General features: G+C 70.4%; 17 protein-coding genes. 14 read left to right on the forward strand and 3 right to left on the reverse strand.

Features of this window, described 5'->3' with window-relative positions:
* Nucleotides 1-12 precede the first annotated feature (12 nt).
* The 3 genes from AB0I88_RS14295 to cysN are packed head-to-tail and all read left to right on the forward strand — an operon-like array spanning nt 13 to nt 3,162.
* Nucleotides 13-903, forward strand: a complete 891-nt coding sequence (locus AB0I88_RS14295; protein ID WP_361022939.1) for a 3'(2'),5'-bisphosphate nucleotidase CysQ — start codon at nt 13-15, stop codon at nt 901-903.
* A 49-nt stretch (nt 904-952) separates the two neighbouring features.
* Entirely contained in the window at nt 953-1,864 is a 912-nt protein-coding gene (gene cysD, locus AB0I88_RS14300) for a sulfate adenylyltransferase subunit CysD (RefSeq protein WP_361022942.1), read from the forward strand.
* Nucleotides 1,864-3,162 carry a sulfate adenylyltransferase subunit CysN gene (gene cysN, locus AB0I88_RS14305; RefSeq protein ID WP_361022945.1) on the forward strand — a complete coding sequence of 433 codons (1,299 nt, stop codon included), beginning with the start codon at nt 1,864-1,866 and terminating at the stop codon, nt 3,160-3,162. Before cysD ends, cysN begins: the two co-directional genes overlap by 1 nt.
* Here the strand turns inward: cysN and AB0I88_RS14310 are convergent.
* The 3 genes from AB0I88_RS14310 to galE all read right to left on the reverse strand — a co-directional run bounded on the left by AB0I88_RS14310 (nt 3,146) and on the right by galE (nt 6,343).
* Nucleotides 3,146-3,952: an ATP-binding protein gene (locus AB0I88_RS14310; RefSeq protein WP_361022947.1), complete on the reverse strand. Its 807-nt coding sequence runs from the start codon at nt 3,950-3,952 to the stop codon at nt 3,146-3,148. The two genes, cysN and AB0I88_RS14310, sit on opposite strands and share 17 nt — an antisense overlap.
* Before the next feature lie 265 nt (nt 3,953-4,217).
* A complete protein-coding gene (gene galK / locus AB0I88_RS14315; protein WP_361022950.1) occupies nt 4,218-5,372 on the reverse strand; it encodes a galactokinase in 1,155 nt (384 codons plus the stop codon).
* Nucleotides 5,369-6,343, reverse strand: coding sequence for a UDP-glucose 4-epimerase GalE (gene galE / locus AB0I88_RS14320; RefSeq protein ID WP_361022953.1), 975 nt, complete (start codon nt 6,341-6,343; stop codon nt 5,369-5,371). Before galE ends, galK begins: the two co-directional genes overlap by 4 nt.
* A gap of 132 nt (nt 6,344-6,475) precedes the next feature.
* Between galE and trpS the strand changes: the two genes are divergently transcribed.
* The 11 genes from trpS to AB0I88_RS14375 all read left to right on the forward strand — a co-directional run bounded on the left by trpS (nt 6,476) and on the right by AB0I88_RS14375 (nt 17,109).
* A complete protein-coding gene (gene trpS, locus AB0I88_RS14325) occupies nt 6,476-7,501 on the forward strand; it encodes a tryptophan--tRNA ligase (RefSeq protein ID WP_361022956.1) in 1,026 nt (341 codons plus the stop codon).
* A gap of 6 nt (nt 7,502-7,507) precedes the next feature.
* Nucleotides 7,508-8,038 carry a 2'-5' RNA ligase family protein gene (locus AB0I88_RS14330; protein WP_361022959.1) on the forward strand — a complete coding sequence of 177 codons (531 nt, stop codon included), beginning with the start codon at nt 7,508-7,510 and terminating at the stop codon, nt 8,036-8,038.
* Nucleotides 8,039-8,059: 21 nt separating this feature from the next.
* The gene (locus tag AB0I88_RS14335) at nt 8,060-8,980 is read left to right on the forward strand and encodes a YihY/virulence factor BrkB family protein (protein WP_361022962.1); all 921 of its coding nucleotides are present in this window, start codon (nt 8,060-8,062) and stop codon (nt 8,978-8,980) included.
* Between the two features lie 7 nt (nt 8,981-8,987).
* A complete protein-coding gene (locus AB0I88_RS14340; protein ID WP_361022965.1) occupies nt 8,988-9,365 on the forward strand; it encodes a hypothetical protein in 378 nt (125 codons plus the stop codon).
* Between the two features lie 22 nt (nt 9,366-9,387).
* Complete coding sequence (locus AB0I88_RS14345) at nt 9,388-9,615, forward strand: hypothetical protein (RefSeq protein ID WP_361022968.1); 228 nt, start codon at nt 9,388-9,390, stop codon at nt 9,613-9,615.
* 202 nt (nt 9,616-9,817) lie between these two features.
* Nucleotides 9,818-10,912: a BMP family ABC transporter substrate-binding protein gene (locus tag AB0I88_RS14350; protein ID WP_361022971.1), complete on the forward strand. Its 1,095-nt coding sequence runs from the start codon at nt 9,818-9,820 to the stop codon at nt 10,910-10,912.
* Between the two features lie 39 nt (nt 10,913-10,951).
* Nucleotides 10,952-12,553, forward strand: coding sequence for an ABC transporter ATP-binding protein (locus tag AB0I88_RS14355; protein WP_361022975.1), 1,602 nt, complete (start codon nt 10,952-10,954; stop codon nt 12,551-12,553).
* Nucleotides 12,550-13,737 (forward strand): ABC transporter permease, encoded by a 1,188-nt coding sequence (locus AB0I88_RS14360; RefSeq protein ID WP_361022978.1) that lies wholly within the window; start codon nt 12,550-12,552, stop codon nt 13,735-13,737. Before AB0I88_RS14355 ends, AB0I88_RS14360 begins: the two co-directional genes overlap by 4 nt.
* A 4-nt stretch (nt 13,738-13,741) precedes the next feature.
* Nucleotides 13,742-15,010: an ABC transporter permease gene (locus AB0I88_RS14365; protein WP_361022981.1), complete on the forward strand. Its 1,269-nt coding sequence runs from the start codon at nt 13,742-13,744 to the stop codon at nt 15,008-15,010.
* A 99-nt stretch (nt 15,011-15,109) separates the two neighbouring features.
* The gene (locus AB0I88_RS14370; protein ID WP_361022984.1) at nt 15,110-15,823 is read left to right on the forward strand and encodes a cytidine deaminase; all 714 of its coding nucleotides are present in this window, start codon (nt 15,110-15,112) and stop codon (nt 15,821-15,823) included.
* Nucleotides 15,820-17,109 (forward strand): thymidine phosphorylase, encoded by a 1,290-nt coding sequence (locus tag AB0I88_RS14375; RefSeq protein ID WP_361022987.1) that lies wholly within the window; start codon nt 15,820-15,822, stop codon nt 17,107-17,109. Before AB0I88_RS14370 ends, AB0I88_RS14375 begins: the two co-directional genes overlap by 4 nt.
* Nucleotides 17,110-17,112 lie beyond the last annotated feature (3 nt).

The following is a 17,112-nucleotide window of genomic DNA, read 5'->3' on the forward strand; positions in this document are numbered from 1 at the left end:
AGGAGCTTGACGATGGGCGAGCAGACGAAGGCGTCGGCACGCATAGCGGGGCCGAGGGACGCCGTCGAGGGCGGCGCGCCACCGGTGATCGACGCCGCGTTCGCCCGGTGGCTCGCGGACCGCGCCGGCCAGGTGCTGCTTCAGGTTCGTGCCGAGATGGGGTTCGCCGACGGCAAGGCTCTCAAGGCCGCCGGCGACCAGGCCGCCCACGAACTGCTCCGGGCCGAGCTGGCCCGGTGGCGTCCCGCCGACGCGGTGCTCTCCGAGGAGGACGAGCACGCCCGGGTCGCCTGGAGCGAGGGTGAGGGCGCGATGGCCCGCCCGGACCGGCTCGGCGCCAACCGGGTGTGGATCGTCGACCCGCTGGACGGCACCCGGGAGTTCTCCGAGGAGGGCCGGGACGACTGGGCCGTGCACGTGGCCCTGTGGACCGCCGACTCGTCGGCCCCGGCCCGGCTGACCGCCGGCGCGGTGGCCATGCCGGCCCGGCACTGCACGCTCGGCACCGACAAGCCGCCGGCCTACCCGCCGATGCCGCTGGAGTCGGCGACCGGCGGCGCGATCCGGATCGCGGCGAGCCGGACCCGGCCGCCGGCCTTCGTCACCACTCTCGCCCAGGAGGTCGGCGCCGAGCTGGTGCCGATGGGCTCGGCCGGAGTGAAGATCGCCGCCGTGATCAACGGCGAGGCGGACGCGTACGTGCACGCCGGTGGCCAGTACGAGTGGGACTCCGCCGCCCCGGTCGCGGTAGCCTTGGCGACCGGTCTGCACGCCTCTCGGATCGACGGCACTCCACTGGCCTACAACCAGGCCGACCCGAAGTTGCCGGACCTGGTCGTTTGTCGTAAAGATCTCGCTCCTCGGTTGCTTGCTGCGTTGCAGAGGCACCTTCCGCAACAATGACGTCTGCCCTGCCCGGCCGACACCGGAGAAAGGTCTGGGGACTGAACCCATGAGCCAGACGAAGCCCTATCGCGTATCGCATCTGGATGCTCTCGAAGCGGAGAGCATCTTCGTCATGCGTGAGGTGATGGCCGAGTTCGAGCGACCCGTGCTGCTCTTCTCCGGCGGCAAGGACTCGATCGTGATGCTGCGCCTGGCGGAGAAGGCGTTCGCGCCGGCGCGCATCCCGTTCCCGGTCATGCACGTCGACACCGGCCACAACTTCCCCGAGGTCCTGGAGTACCGGGACCGCCGGGTCGCCTCGCTCGGCCTGAACCTGGTGGTGGCCAGCGTGCAGGAGGCGATCGACACCGGCCTGGTGCGCGAGCTGCCGGACGGCACCCGCAACCGGATCCAGACGCCGGTGCTGCTCGCCGCCGTGGAGAAGTACCGGTTCGACGCCCTCTTCGGCGGCGCCCGCCGGGACGAGGAGAAGGCCCGCGCCAAGGAGCGGATGTTCAGCTTCCGCGACGAGTTCGGCCAGTGGGACCCGAAGAATCAGCGGCCCGAGCTGTGGTCGCTCTACAACGGCCGGCACCACCCAGGCGAGTCGATCCGGGTCTTCCCGCTCTCCAACTGGACCGAGCTGGACGTCTGGCACTACATCGCCAAGGAGCGCATCGAGCTCCCCAGCATCTACTACGCGCACGACCGTGAGGTCGTCGAGCGCAACGGGATGTTCTACGCGGTCAACGAGTTCATCCGGCTGCGTGACGGCGAGACCTCCGAGGTCCGGCGGGTGCGGTACCGGACGGTCGGCGACGCGTCGCAGACCGCGGCGGTGCTGTCCGAGGCCGACACGGTGGAGAAGGTGATCGACGAGGTCGCGGCGACCCGGATCACCGAGCGCGGCGCCACCCGTGGCGACGACAAGGTCAGCGAGGCCGCGATGGAAGACCGCAAGCGAGAGGGTTACTTCTGATGAGCCAGGCAGTTCTCGAGCCTGACGCCGCCGCCGCCCGCGGCATGGACCTGCTGCGGTTCGCCACCGCGGGCAGTGTCGACGACGGCAAGTCCACGCTCATCGGCCGGCTGCTGTACGACACCAAGACCATCTTCGAGGACCAGCTCGAGGCGGTGGAGAGCGCCAGCGCGTCCCGTGGCGACGAGTACACCAACCTCGCGCTGCTGACCGACGGCCTGCGCGCCGAGCGGGAGCAGGGCATCACGATCGACGTGGCGTACCGGTACTTCGCCACGCCGCGGCGGAAGTTCATCATCGCCGACACCCCGGGCCACATTCAGTACACCCGCAACATGGTGACCGGCGCGTCCACCGCCGACCTGGCGCTGATCCTGGTCGACGCGCGCAAGGGCCTGGTCGAGCAGTCCCGCCGGCACGCCTTCCTGACCACCCTGCTGCGGGTGCCGCACCTGGTCCTGTGTGTCAACAAGATGGACCTGGTGGACTGGAGCCAGGAGGTCTTCGAGAAGATCGCCGACGAGTTCACCTCGTTCGCCACGAAGCTCGACGCGCCGGACCTGACGATCATCCCGATCTCCGCGCTCAACGGCGACAACATCGCCAGCCGCTCGGACAACATGCCGTGGTACGAGGGCCCGTCCCTGCTGCACCACCTGGAGCACGTGCACATCGCCAGCGACCGCAACCTGGTCGACGTGCGCTTCCCGGTGCAGTACGTGATCCGTCCCCAGTCCACCACGGTCACCGACTACCGCGGTTACGCCGGTCAGGTGGCCTCGGGCATCCTCAAGCCGGGCGACGACGTGATGGCCCTGCCCTCCGGGATGACCAGCACCATCTCCTCCATCGAGACCGCGGACGGCCCGGTCGACGAGGCGTTCCCGCCGATGTCGGTGACGGTCCGGCTGACCGACGAGATCGACATCTCGCGCGGTGACATGATCTGCCGGCCGCACAACGCGCCGGCCGTCGCCCAGGACGTCGAGGCGATGATCTGCTGGATGGACGAGTCGGCTCCGCTGCGGCTCGGCGGAAAGTACTCGATCAAGCACACCACCCGGTCCGCCCGGGCCGTGGTGCGCGGCCTCCAGTACCGGCTCGACGTGAACACGCTGCACCGTGACGAGTCCGCCGACGAGCTGCGGCTCAACGAGATCGGCCGGGTCAAGCTGCGCACCACCGTGCCGCTGCTCGCCGACGAGTACCGCCGCAACCGGACGACCGGCGGCTTCATCCTGATCGACGAGAGCACCAACCGTACGGTCGGCGCTGGAATGATCATCGAGGCCCACTGAGCCGGACCGTCGCCCAGACGATCTTGCCGGCCTCGGCCGGCAGGGCGCCCCACCGGGCGGCGGTCGCCTGAACCGTCCGCAGCCCGCGACCGCGCTCGTCGAGCGGCAGGTCCTGGCGCGGGCGGTTGGGCCGTACCAGCCGGGGCAGGCGCGGATCCCCGTCGGCCACCGACAGGTGCACCCCGCCGCCGCGCCGGCCCACCACCACCCGGATGTCGGTGCCGGCGTGCTCCATCGCGTTCGTCACCAGCTCCGACATGACGAGCCGGCACGGGTGCAGCAGGCGTGCCAGGCCCCACGCCAGGCAGGCGTCGCTCACCAGGTTGCGGGCCACGCTCGGGGCGTCCGGATCGGGCCGCAGCGTGGCGCTGAGCCGTTCGTCGCCCGGGATCCGGGCCGCCAGCGCCACCCGGGCCTGGCCCACCTTGGCGTAGACCGGCAGATACCGTCCGGCGCCCGAAGACTGCATGCGGTCGGCGAGCGGCAGGTCCGGGGGCACACAGAGGGCCAGATGCACCGGCGGTCGCAGGCCGGCGGCGTACCGACGGGCGGTGATCCAGGTCGAGGCGCTCTCGCTGTGCGGGTCGTGCAGCCCGGAGAGGTCCACGATGAGCCCGTCCGGATGCTCGGTGAAGCACCGGCGCAAGGTCGTCGACACGGTCCAGCGCAACTGGGCGTCCCACGGCCCGCGCACCGTGAGGAGCGAGACCGCGGCGTCGTCCGCGGCGTCGACGGTGACGGTGACACCTTGCTCGGTGTCACCGTGAAGATACGGTGGGCTGACCCCCATGCCGGACACGATAGTCCCGTGCCCGTTTGCCGAGCCCCTGGTCTCGCTCCTGCGGGTGATCAGGTGAAAGGCCGACGGCTCCCCCCGAATGGGTGGAGCCGTGGCAGGCCGATCGGCTCAATCCCCGTCGAGGGTGTCGGTGGGGCACCGCGACCCGCTCGGCGTCCGGCTCGGGCGTGGACGGCTCCGGGACGTCGGCCCTGCGGCGGGTGCGCTGCGGTGGTCGCGAGACCAGGGCATACCCGCCGCAGGAGCGGTCGAAGCGTCAGAGCCGGGTCGCGCCCGGGCCGGCCACCGCGAGCCAGCAGGTCGGCGCGGTGAAACCCCGTTTCTCGTACGCGGTGGCGACCGCGGCGGCCACGGCGTCGGCACGGTCGGCGTCGATCAGGGCCAGCACGCAGCCGCCGAAGCCGCCGCCGGTCATCCGGGCGCCGTACGCCCCGGCCTCGAGCGCGGACTGCACGGCGACGTCCACCTGGTCCACGGTGATCTCGAAGTCGTCGCGCATCGAGGCGTGCGAGGCGGTCAACAGCGGGCCGATCTCGCGGACCCGGCCGGAGCGCAGCAGCGAGACGGTGTCCAGCACGCGCTGGTTCTCGGTGACGATGTGCCGGGCCCGGCGGCGCAGCACGTCGTCGTCCAGCCGCTCCATGGCGTCGGCGAGATCGGCCGTGGAGACGTCACGCAGGGCCGGTACGCCGAGGGCCGCGGCCGCCGCCTCGCAGCTCTTGCGCCGTTCGCCGTACTCGCCGTCGACGTGCCGGTGCGGCGCGTTGCTGTTGATCACCAGGATGGCCAGGCCCTCGGCGGCCAGGTCGAACGGGATCTGCTCGACCTGGTAGCTGCGGCAGTCCAGGAACAGCGCCCGCCCCTGGAGGCAGCGGATCGACGCGGACTGGTCGAGGATGCCGGTGGGCGCGCCGACGTACACGTTCTCGGCACGCTGGGCCAGGGCCGGCCGGCGTTCCAGCGGCACGTCCAGGCCGCCGAGCTCGATCAGGGCGGTCAGCACCGACGACTCGAGCGCCGCCGACGAGGACAGCCCGGAACCGAGTGGCACGTCCGAGGCGAGGGCGATCCGGACCGGCGGCACCTCGAAGCCGGCGTCCCGCAGCGCCCACACCACCCCGGCGACATACGCCCCCCAGCCGGTGACCTCGCCCGGTGAGGTGACGCCGAAGGTCACCGGATCGGGTGCCAGGGTGGAACAGACCGACCACCGGCCGTCCGGCGCCGGCCCGACCGCCGCGACGGTCCGCTGCGGCAGCGCGAAGGGCAGCACGAAGCCGTCGTTGTAGTCGGTGTGCTCGCCGATCAGGTTGACCCGGCCGGGCGCCGCCCACAGTCCGGCCGGCTCGGTCCCGTACGCCTCGGTGAATGCCGCCGCGGCGGCCGAGGAAACGCTCGCGAGATCGCTCATTGCACGTGCTTTCGGTAGAAGGTCCAGGCGTCGCCGATCATGTCGGCCAGGGTGTTCTTCCGAGGGACCCATCCGAGGTCCTCCCGGGCCCGGGCGGACGACGCCACGAGGGTGGCCGGGTCGCCGTCGCGCCGCGGGGCGATCTCGACCGGGATGGCCGCCCCGGTGACCTGGCGGGCCGCCTCGACGACCTGCCGGTTGGAGAAGCCGTTGCCGTTGCCCAGGTTGTAGATCCGGTGCTCGCCGGCGACCGTCGCGTCCAGCGCCAGCAGGTGGGCCCGGGCCAGGTCCTCGACGTGGATGTAGTCGCGCACACAGGTGCCGTCGGCGGTCGGGTAGTCGTCGCCGAACAACTGCAGCTTCTCCCGCTTGCCGGCGGCCGCCTGGAGGGTGATCGGGATCAGGTGGGTCTCCGGGTCGTGCCGCTCGCCGATCTCGTGGCCGTCGCTGATGTACGCCCCCGCCACGTTGAAGTAGCGCAGCGAGACGGCGGCCAGCCCGTGCGCGAACGTCTCCGAGGTCAGCGCCAGGTCGAAGGCCAGCTTGGTGGAGCCGTACGTGCTGGTCGGCGCTTTGACCGCGGACTCGGTGATGGGCAGCTCGACCGGGTTGCCGTAGACGGCCGCGGTCGACGAGAAGATGAACCGCGGCACTCCGGCGGCGCGCACCGCGTCCAGCAGGGCCAGCGACTTCACCATGTTCTCGTGCCAGTACAGCTCGGGTTTGGCCATCGACTCGCCGGCCGCGATCAGCCCGGCGAAGTGCAGCACGGCGTCGAACCCGGCCTCCGGGGTGAGCACACGGGCGGCGTCGGCGATGTCCGCCTCGACGAAGGTGGCGTCGGGGGCGACCGCCTGCCGGAACCCGGTCCGCAGACTGTCGAGCACGACGACCTCGTGTCCCGCGTCCAGCAACAGCCTGCTGGTCACGCTGCCGACGTATCCGGCGCCCCCGGTAACGAGCAATTTCACGACTCAGGCCCTTTCCCTAATCAGACGACCATAGAATTCCCCAGAACCGCTCACAAGTCAACAGGTTCGAACATGAACGCGACCCCCGAGGTGATTCGCGGTTCAAGGCCCGGTCCTGACACAATGGCGGCCATGTCCGACGTTGCCCGCCGCCCGCGTGTGCTTTCCGGCATTCAGCCGACCGCCGATTCCTTCCACCTCGGCAACTACCTGGGCGCGGTGCGCAACTGGGTGTCGATGCAGGACACGCATGACGCCTTCTACTGCGTGGTCGACCTGCACGCGATCACCATGGGCCATGATCCGGCGACTCTTCGTAACCGTAGCCGGATCTCCGCCGCTCAGCTGCTGGCCGTCGGTCTCGACCCGGAGCGCTGCACCCTCTTCGTGCAGTCCCACGTGCCCGAGCACGCCCAGCTCGGCTGGGTGCTGAGCTGCATCACCGGGTTCGGCGAGGCCGGCCGGATGGTGCAGTTCAAGGACAAGTCGGCCAAGGCCGGGCAGGACAGCACCACGGTCGGGCTGTTCAGCTACCCGATCCTCCAGGCCGCCGACATCCTGCTCTACCAGGCCGACCAGGTGCCGGTCGGCGAGGACCAGCGGCAGCACCTCGAACTGACCCGTGACCTGGCGCAGCGGTTCAACACCCGGTTCGGCAAGACGTTCAACGTGCCCTCGCCGTACATCGTGAAGGACACCGCGAAGATCTTCGACCTCCAGGACCCGGCCATCAAGATGTCCAAGTCGGCGTCCTCGCCCAACGGCATCATCGAGCTGCTGGAGGACCCGGCCCGCTCCGCCAAGAAGATCAGGTCGGCGGTCACCGACACCGGGCGCGAGATCCTCTACGACGAGGTGAACAAACCCGGCATCAGCAACCTGCTGACCATCTACGCGGCCCTCACCAGCCGGGCGATCGACGAGCTCCTCGAGGCGTACGACGGACGCGGCTACGGCGACCTGAAGAAGGACCTGGCCGAGGTGCTCGTCGAGTTCGTCAAGCCGATCCAGGAGCGGACGAAGCTGTACCTGGACGACCCGGCCCAGCTCGACAAGGTCCTGGCCCTCGGGGCGGAGAAGGCCCGGGCGGTGTCCGCGGTGACGCTCGCCTCGGCGTACCAGAACGTGGGTTTCCTCAGCCCTGTCCGCGAAGCCTGACCACCGATGTTCCCACCGGGCATCACCCGTATCGGTGTCGCCATCGACATCCCCGAGCCCTGGGGCTCGGCGCTGACCAGCCGACGTGCGGAGGCCGGTGACCCGCAAGCCGCCTGGACGCCGGCGCACGTCACCCTCCTCGGCCCGACCGAGGTGGCCGACGACGCGCTGCCGGCGATCGAGAAGCACCTGGAGGAGATCGCCTCGGCGCAGCCGGCGTTCACCATCCACCTGCGGGGTACCGGCACGTTCCGGCCGGTCACCGACGTGGTGTTCGTCGCGCTGGCACAGGGGATCAGCGAGTGCGAGCTGCTCGCCGCGGCGATCACGAAGTCGGAGGACGTGCGGCGGGACACCAGGTTCCCCTACCACCCGCACGTCACTGTGGCACAGGACGTGCCGGCCGTCGCGCTGGACGCGGTGTTCGAGGATCTCGCCGACTTCTCGGCCCGATTCGAGGTCGCCTCGTTCACGCTCTTCTCGCACGGCGGGGAGGGCCCGTGGCGGCCACGCCGGGACTTCCCGCTCGGAAGCTGACCGGTCGGTTACGGTCTGCCGGTGAATCCGATCGACCGGGCCTACGACGCGACCGCGGCCCGGATCACCGCGGTGCGGTACCGGTCGCCCTATTTCGATCACCTGTGCCGGGCCATCCTGCGGTACGACAGCGTGCAGGGTGGCCGGCTGGCCGCGGCGATCGCCTACTACGGGTTCTTCGCGGTCTTCGCCCTGCTGCTGATCGGCTACTCGGTCTTCGGTTTCCTGCTCACCAACAACAGTGAGCTGCTCGAGCTGGTTCGCGACTTCCTCGCCGACAACCTGCCGTTCCTGGACGTGCAGGCGATTCTGGAGAGCAAGAAGACGGTCGGCATCGTCGGTCTGGTGGGCCTGACCTTCACCGGCATCGCCTGGGTCGAGTCGATCCGGTCCTCGCAGCGGCTGATCTGGCAGCTGCGGGAGCAGCCCGGCTACATCGGTGTGCGCCAGGCCGTCGACCTGCTGGTGCTGGTCGGCGTCCTGCTCCTGCTGGCACTGTCCCAGCTCGGCGTGTACGGCCTGGAGCGGCTGTTGCTCTGGCTGACCGACGGCGGGTTCACCACACTGCTGTCGATCGCCAGCTGGCTGCTCACCCTGGCGGTCAACATGCTGCTGGCCGCCGCGCTGCTGGGCGCGGTGCCGCGGCTGCGGATGACCGCCCGGCGGATGACCCCGCCGGTGCTCCAGGTCGGCATCGGGCTGATGCTGCTCAACACGGTGGGCAAGTCCTTCGTGGGGTTCGTCGAACGCAACCCGGCGTACGGCCTGGTCGGTTCGGCCGTCGGCGCGCTCGTCTACCTCTACGTCTTCAACCAGCTGCTGCTCTTCGGGGCGGCCTGGGCGGCGACCAGCCCGCACGGCCGGGTGGTCGATCTGTCAGCTGACGACAAGACTGCCCCGGTGGGGCAAAACACCTGGATTCGGCACGCCCGCCCGCGATGATGAGCCGGTGGGGACACTCGTGACGTTGCATCTGCCACCCGGCTCGCCGATCGCGGAGCGGCCGTGGGTGATCACCATCGGCTCGCTCGGCGACCTGGAGGACTGGGAGCCGGTGGTCTGCGGGCCGTACGAGCACACCCACGCCCTGGCCCTGGCCCGCGCCGTGGTGGCCGACGACGACCTGATGGCCGTGGTCGAGCCGCTGCTGCCGCTGGACGGGGTCGACGCGATCCGCAAGGAGGTCGAGTCGGCCCGCTCGGCGGCGGAGGACCCGGGCGCCGAGGAGTTCACGCCGCGGCTGTCCGGCCGGGACCCGGGGCCTCCGCCGGCGCCCGCCGAGGTGCTGGCCGGCTGGCGGCGGATAGCCGATCGGCTGACCGGCTGAGCCCGCTGGGATACTGGCCCCCGTGGTGATCAACAGACGGTGGGCGGCGTTCCTGATCGCGGTCGGCGTGTGGACCTGGCTGATCTGGCCGCGTTTCGGGCTCGCCATCTGGAAGGACGATCGATCGTTCGCGGACGGCGCCCCGACCTCGTTCCTGTGGGTGCACGCGCTGCTGATCACCGCCTCGCTGGCCATCGGAACGGTGGTCGGTGTGCTCGGTGTCAAGGCGTGGCGGCGGGCCCGACATTAACTCCCTGTTTCCAGGTAGAGGCGCAATTCCCTCCCGATCCCGCCGAAAGGAGCGGGCCGTGAGCACGGTGATTGCGGTGCTATAACGGTGCGCCAACAGTCCGTACCTATGTCCTTCCGGGGTGCGGGCCCAGGGATACGCTCCCGACCTGAGATTCACCCCGAGTTACAGGTACCTCGGTGTGCGGCGAAAGGAGGGCGTCTTGCGCCCAGTACGTGGGAAGCGGATCGTGGCGATTCTCGCGGCAGGTGGGCTGACGCTCGCTGCCGCCGCATGTGGCGAGGCTCCGGAGGAGAGCGCCTCCACCGGCTCCAGCGCGGCCGCGACCGCCGCTTACAAGGCTTGCATGGTCACCGACCTCGGTGGCATCGATGACAAGTCGTTCAACGCGTCGGCGTGGGCCGGTCTGCAGGCCGCCAAGGCCGAGGCCCCCAATGTCGAACCGAAGTACGTGGCGTCCTCCTCGGAGGCCGACTACGAGCCGGGCCTGCGTGGTTACGTCACCCAGGGCTGCAACTTCATCCTCGCGGTCGGCGGCCTGATGGGCGACGTCACCACGAAGGTGGCGAAGGAGAGCGCCAGCTCGCAGTTCGGCATCGTGGACAGCTCCAGCGGCAACAGCAACGTCTACCCGATGCAGTTCGCGACCCACCAGGCCGCGTTCCTCGCGGGTTACCTGGCGGCCGGTTACTCGAAGACCGGCAAGGTCGCCACCTACGGCGGCATGAAGATCCCGCCGGTGACCATCTTCATGGACGGCTTCGCCGACGGTGTGGCCCACTACAACAAGGCCAAGAGCAAGGACGTCAAGGTCCTCGGCTGGGACAAGGCCGCGCAGAACGGCAGCTTCGCCGACAGCTTCATCGACCAGAACAAGGGCAAGAGCATCACCGACACCCTGGTCGGCCAGGGCGCTGACGTGATCATGCCGGTCGCCGGCGGCACCGGCCTGGGCACCGCGGCGGTCGCCAAGGACTCCAGCGGCAAGCTCTCGGTCATCTGGGTCGACCAGGACGGCTGCACCAGCGCGGCGCAGTACTGCGACGTCTTCCTGAGCACCGTCGTCAAGAACATCGAGGCCGCGGTGAAGCAGGCCGTCGTCAAGGGCGCCAAGGGCGAGGCCCTCGCGGCGAGCCCGGGCTACCTGGGCACCCTGGAGAACGACGGCGTCTCGCTCGCCCCGTTCAACAAGTTCGAGAGCAAGGTCGACGCCGCTCTGAAGACCGAGCTCGAGAAGCTGAAGGCCGACATCGTCGCGGGCACGGTCAAGGTCGAGTCGGCCAACGCGCCCAAGTGATCTTCGGCTAGGTAACATTCGGCCGCCGCGAGGCCACGGGTGACCTTCCGTGGCCGAGCGGCGGCTGTCATTCCACCATCCACCAGAATCAGTCGCCGAACTCGGGAGATTCCGCTGAAACTGGAACTGCGCGGCATCACCAAGCGCTTCGGCGACCTGGTGGCCAACGACCACATCGACATCACCGTCGAACCCGGCGAGGTGCACGCCCTGCTGGGAGAGAACGGCGCCGGCAAGTCGACGCTGATGAACCAGCTGTACGGCCTGCTCCAACCCGACGAGGGCGAGGTCTTCGTCAACGACGAGGCCCGCGTCTTCAAGAGCCCGCGGGACGCCATCGCGGCCGGCATCGGCATGGTGCATCAGCACTTCATGCTCGTACCGGTCTTCACCGTGGCGGAGAACATCGCGCTCGGCGCGGAGGAGGTGCGCGGCGGCCCGATCGGCTGGCTCGACCGCCGGCGCTCCCGCCGCGACGTCATCGAGACCTCCGAGAGGTACGGCCTGCCCGTCGACCCGGACGCGCTGATCGAGGACCTCCCGGTCGGCATCCAGCAGCGGGTCGAGATCGTCAAGGCCCTGACCCGCGAGGTCGACCTGCTCATCCTGGACGAGCCGACCGCGGTGCTCACCCCCCAGGAGACCGAGGAACTGCTCACGGTGATGCGCTCGCTCACCGCCATGGGCAAGTCCATCATCCTCATCACCCACAAACTCAAAGAGGTCAAGGCGATCGCCGACCGGATCACCGTGATCCGCCGCGGCAAGGTCGTCGGCACCGCCTCCCCCGACGCGAGCGAGGAGGAACTGGCCGCCCTGATGGTCGGCCGCGCCGTGAGCCTCGAGGTGGAGAAGACCCCCGCCGAGCCGGGCCGCGACATCCTCAAGATCTCCAACCTGGTGGTCGACGACGACCGGGGCGTGCGCGCCGTCGACGGCGTCGACCTGGAGGTCCGGGCCGGCGAGGTGCTCGGCATCGCGGGTGTCCAGGGCAACGGCCAGACCGAACTGGTCGAGGCCGTGATGGGCCTGCGTGAGGTGCGGGCCGGCGCGATCCGGCTGGAGGACGACGACCTGGTCGGCTGGAGCACCAAGCGGATCCTGGGCTCCGGTGTCGGCTACGTGCCGGAGGACCGCAGCCACGACGGCGTCGTCAAGGAGTTCTCCGTCGCGGAGAACCTGATCCTCGACATGTACGACCGCGCCCCGTACGGCAACGCGCTGCGGATCGACAGCGGCACCGTGGCGGCCAACGCCAAGGAGCGCGTCGAGCAGTTCGACATCCGGTGCCAGTCGCCGGACAGCCTGGTCAGCGCCCTTTCCGGCGGCAACCAGCAGAAGGTCGTGGTGGCCCGGGAGATGTCCCGCCCGCTGCGCCTGTTCATCGCGTCGCAGCCCACCCGTGGTGTGGACGTCGGCTCGATCGAGTTCATCCACAGCCGCATCGTCCGCGAGCGGGACCAGGGCACCGCGGTGCTGGTGGTCTCGAGCGAGCTGGACGAGGTGGTAGGCCTGGCGGACCGGATCGCGGTGATGTACCGCGGGCGGATCCTGGCGATCGTCTCGCCGGACACACCGCGCGAGGAGATCGGTCTGCTCATGGCCGGCATCACCGGCGACACGCCGGAGGGGGACAAGTGAAGCGGGTCTGGTCGGCGAACAACTTCACCCTCACGGGCCTGTCGATGATCCTGGCCGTGATCATCGGCGCGGTCCTGATCATCATCTCGGACGCCACCGTGCTCGCGAAGTTCAGCTACTTCACGGCACGTCCCGGTGACGCGCTCGACGCGAGCTGGGTGCTGGTCAGCACGGCCTACGCCGACCTGCTCAAGGGGGCGCTCGGCGACCCGGAGGTGTTCTCCGCCTGGTTCGCCGGGGACGCCACCTGGCAGCAGGCTTTCGCGCCGATCTCGGAGACGCTCACCTACGCCGCGCCGCTGGTCTTCACCGGCCTGTCGGTGGCGCTCGCGTTCCGGGGCGGCCTGTTCAACATCGGCGCGCAGGGCCAGGCGGTGCTCGGTTGCATCGCGGCCGGTGTCGCGGGCTTCACCTTCGGCCTGCCGATCGTGCTCAACCTGCTCGTCGCGGTGGTCGCCGGCATTCTGGGCGGGGCGCTGTGGGGCTTCATCCCGGGTCTGCTCAAGGCGCGTACCGGGGCGCACGAGGTGATCACCACGATCATGCTCAACTACACGGCCGGCCTGTTCCTGGCCTGGCTGGTCATCCAGCAGGGCATCCAGGCGCCGGGCCGCAGCGACGCGATCAGCAAGGCGGTCGCCGAGTCCGCGCAGCTGCCGTCGCCCGGCGGGGTGCTCCGGGTGCATCTCGGCATCATCCTCGCGGTGCTGACCACGGCCGGGGTGGCCTGGCTGCTGAACAAGTCGGCCTTCGGTTTCGAGATCCGCGCGGTCGGCGCCAACCCGCACGCCGCGAAGACCGCCGGCATCAGCGTCGCCAAGACGTACGTGCTGCTCATGGCGTTCGCCGGCGGCCTGGCCGGGTTCGGTGGCGCCACCCAGGTCCTGGGTACGGCGCACGCGCTCACCCCGTCGGTGGCCGGCAACATCGGCTTCGACGGTCTGCTGGTCGCGCTGCTGGGCCGCAACCGGCCGTGGGGCACCCTGTTCGCCGCGGTGCTGTTCGGCGCGCTGCGGGCCGGCGGCAACCGGATGCAGTCGTTCTCCGGCATCTCGCTGGAGCTGGTGACCGTGCTGCAGGCGCTCATCGTCATCTTCATCGCCGCACCCGCCCTGGTGAAGGCGATCTTCCGACTGCGCGCCGCCCGGGCCACCGGGCTCGGCGCCTCGCTGGCGAAGGGCTGAGGACATGTCGACAGCGACTGTGGAGGAGATCGCCGAGGTCGCGGCGCCGGAGCCGTTCTGGAGCCGGCAGCGCCGCCTGGGCCTCGCGCTGATCCTGATCGGCGGCCTGGCCGCCGTGGTGTTCGGGTCGCTCGCGCCGAGCGAGGACGCCCGGTTCACCCTGAGCGAGGACGCCGAGGGCGCCGCGCTCGCCATCAACGGCCAGTTCGGCGCGGTGCTGTTCGGGCTGATCGCCGCGGCGGCCGGTGGGGTGCTCTTCGCCGGTCTGCTCAAGCGCTGGTCCAACATCTTCCTGGTGGCCGGCATCCTGTCCTTCGTCCTCTCCTTCCTCTGCTGGCAGGTGGCGGGGGAGTTCATGCCGCTGGTGGACACCACGGACGGCACGCTGGAGCTGGCGCTTCCGCTGATCCTGGGCGCCCTCGCCGGCGTGCTGGGGGAGCGGTCCGGTGTGGTCAACGTGGCGATCGAGGGCCAGTTCCTGATGGGCGCCTTCGCCGGCGCCCTGGTCGGCACGATGGCGGGCAGCGTCTGGGCCGGTCTGATCAGCGCGGCCGTCGGCGGCGTGATCATCGCGGCCATCCTGGCCGTCCTGGCGATCCGCTACCTGGTCGACCAGACGGTCGTCGGTATCGTGCTGAACCTCTTCGCGCTCGGCATCACCGGCTTCCTCTACGAGCGGCTGATGCAGCCCAACGCGCAGAAGTACAACCAGCCGCCGCAGATGCCGGAGTGGCGGATTCCCGGTCTGGCCGACATCCCGGTGATCGGGCCGGTGCTGTTCGAGGCGAACCTGCTGCTCTGGGTGGCGCTGGCGCTGGTCGTGGTGATCCATTTCGGGCTCAGCCGGACCCGCTGGGGCCTGCGGACCAGGGCGGTCGGCGAGCACCCGACCGCGGCCGACACGGTGGGCATCCGGGTGCGCGGCCTGCGTTACCTGAACGTGCTGCTCGGTGGTGTGGTCGCGGGTCTCGGCGGGGCGTATTTCACGCTGGTGGCGACCGGCAGCTTCACCAAGAACATGACGGCCGGCGCGGGGTTCATCGCCCTGGCGGCGCTGATCTTCGGCCGGTTCACCCCGTTCGGGGCGTTCGGGGCGGCGCTGTTCTTCGGCTTCGCGCAGAAGCTGGCCACCTACCTGAGCGCGATCGACAGCCCGGTGCCCAGCCAGTTCCTGAACATGCTGCCCTACCTGGCGACCCTGATCGCGGTGGCCGGCCTGGTCGGGCGGGTGCGTGCGCCGGCCGCGGACGGCCAGCCCTACATCAAGGGCTGATCGGCCCCGGCGATCTCCCGCACCGTGCAAGATCATTTGCAGCGGGAGGTCGCCGTGCCGCGGCGGGCGACCCGCGTGACGTACGGCAGAATCGGTGACATGGAGATCGACTGGGCAGCCCTGCGCACCGCCGCCATCGAGACGATGCGGCGGGCCTACACGCCGGTGTCCGACTTTCCGGTCGGCGTCGCCGGCCTGGTCGACGACGGCCGGACGGTGGTCGGCTGCAACGTGGAGAACGCGTCGCTCGGCATGACCCTGTGCGCCGAGTGCGGCCTGATCAGCGCGCTGCACGCGACCGGCGGCGGCCGGCTGGTGGCGATCTCCTGCGTGGACGCCACCGGAGCCCCGTTGATGCCGTGCGGCCGCTGCCGTCAGCTGCTGTGGGAGCACGGCGGCCCGGAGCTGCTGGTCGAGGCGCTGCCCCGGCCGCTGCGGATGACCGAGCTGCTGCCGCACGCGTTCGGTTACGAGGACATGGAGCGGATCACCGGCCCGGTCGGCGGCGCCGAGGTGCCCGCCGAGCTGGCGAAGTGGCGCGGCCGGGGGACGGTGTTCGTCCACCCGGACCTGTCCGGTGGTGCGACGATCTGGACCGGCTACTGGGAGCGATCGTCGGGCGAGCCGGGCTCGGCCGAGGAGAAGGGCGTCCTGGAGGAGGGGCCGAACCTGCCGACCACGGCGGCCGCCGTGGCGTGGGGCCTCGTGCGTACTCCGCGGGTCGTGGTGGTGGATGCCGAGGGCGGGCTGTCCTGGGCCGGCGAGGGAGAGGCCCCGGAGGGCATCCCGCAGCGTTGGGAAGAACAGACATGAGCGAGCTTGCGAGCGCATTCGCGGCGGTCGACATCATTCGCGCCAAGCGGGACGGCCACGTGCTCACCGACGCGCAGATCGACTGGGTCGTCGACGCGTACACCAAGGGGACCGTCGCCGACGAGCAGATGTCGGCGCTGGCCATGGCGATCCTGCTGCGGGGCATGACGTCCGCGGAGATCGCCCGCTGGACCGCCGCGATGATCGCCAGCGGCGAGCGGCTCGACCTGTCCGCGGTGTCGCGCCCGACCGCCGACAAGCACTCCACCGGCGGCGTCGGCGACAAGATCACCCTGCCGCTGACCCCCCTGGTCGCCGCCTGCGGCGTGGCCGTGCCGCAGCTCTCCGGCCGCGGCCTGGGCCACACCGGCGGCACCCTGGACAAACTGGAGTCGATCGCCGGCTGGCAGGCGCGGATCTCCAACGAGCAGTTCAAGAGCCAGCTCCAGGACATCGGTGCGGTCATCTGCGCGGCAGGCGAGGGCCTGGCCCCGGCCGACCGCAAGCTCTACGCCCTGCGCGACGTCACCGGCACGGTCGAGGCCATCCCGCTGATCGCCAGCTCGATCATGAGCAAGAAGATCGCCGAGGGCACCGGGGCTCTGGTCCTGGACGTCAAGGTCGGCACCGGCGCGTTCATGAAGGACCTGGCGAACGCTCAGGAGCTGGCCCGCACCATGGTCCAGCTCGGCAAGGACTCCGGTGTCACCACGGTCGCCCTGCTCACCGACATGAACACTCCGCTCGGCCTGGCCGTCGGCAACGCCAACGAGGTGGCCGAGTCGGTCGAGGTGCTGTCCGGCGGCGGGCCGTCCGACGTGGTCGAGCTGACCCTGGCCCTGGCCCGGGAGATGCTGGCCGCCGCCGGTGTGGACGCCGACCCGGAGAAGGCGCTGGCGTCGGGTGCGGCGATGGACACCTGGCGGGCCATGATCCGGGCGCAGGGCGGTGATCCGGACGCGCCACTGCCGACGGCCGCGCACACCGAGGTGCTGCGCGCCACCGAGGACGGTGTGGTGACGTCGCTCGACGCGTACGGGATCGGGATCGCGGCCTGGCGTCTCGGCGCCGGGCGCGCCCGCAAGGAGGACCCGGTCAGCTTCGGCGCCGGGGTGCAGCTCAAGGTCCGCCCGGGTGACCGGGTCCGGGCCGGCGACGTGCTGCTGGAGCTGCGTGCCGACGACGCGTCACGGATCCCGGTGGCCCGGGCCGACGCGGAGGCGGCGATCACCGTCGGAGCGGAGGCACCCACCCCTTCCCCGTTGCTGCTCGACCGCATAGCCTGAGCC

It is taken from the genome of Actinoplanes sp. NPDC049802 (assembly GCF_040656595.1).
Classification (GTDB): Bacteria; Actinomycetota; Actinomycetes; order Mycobacteriales; family Micromonosporaceae; genus Actinoplanes.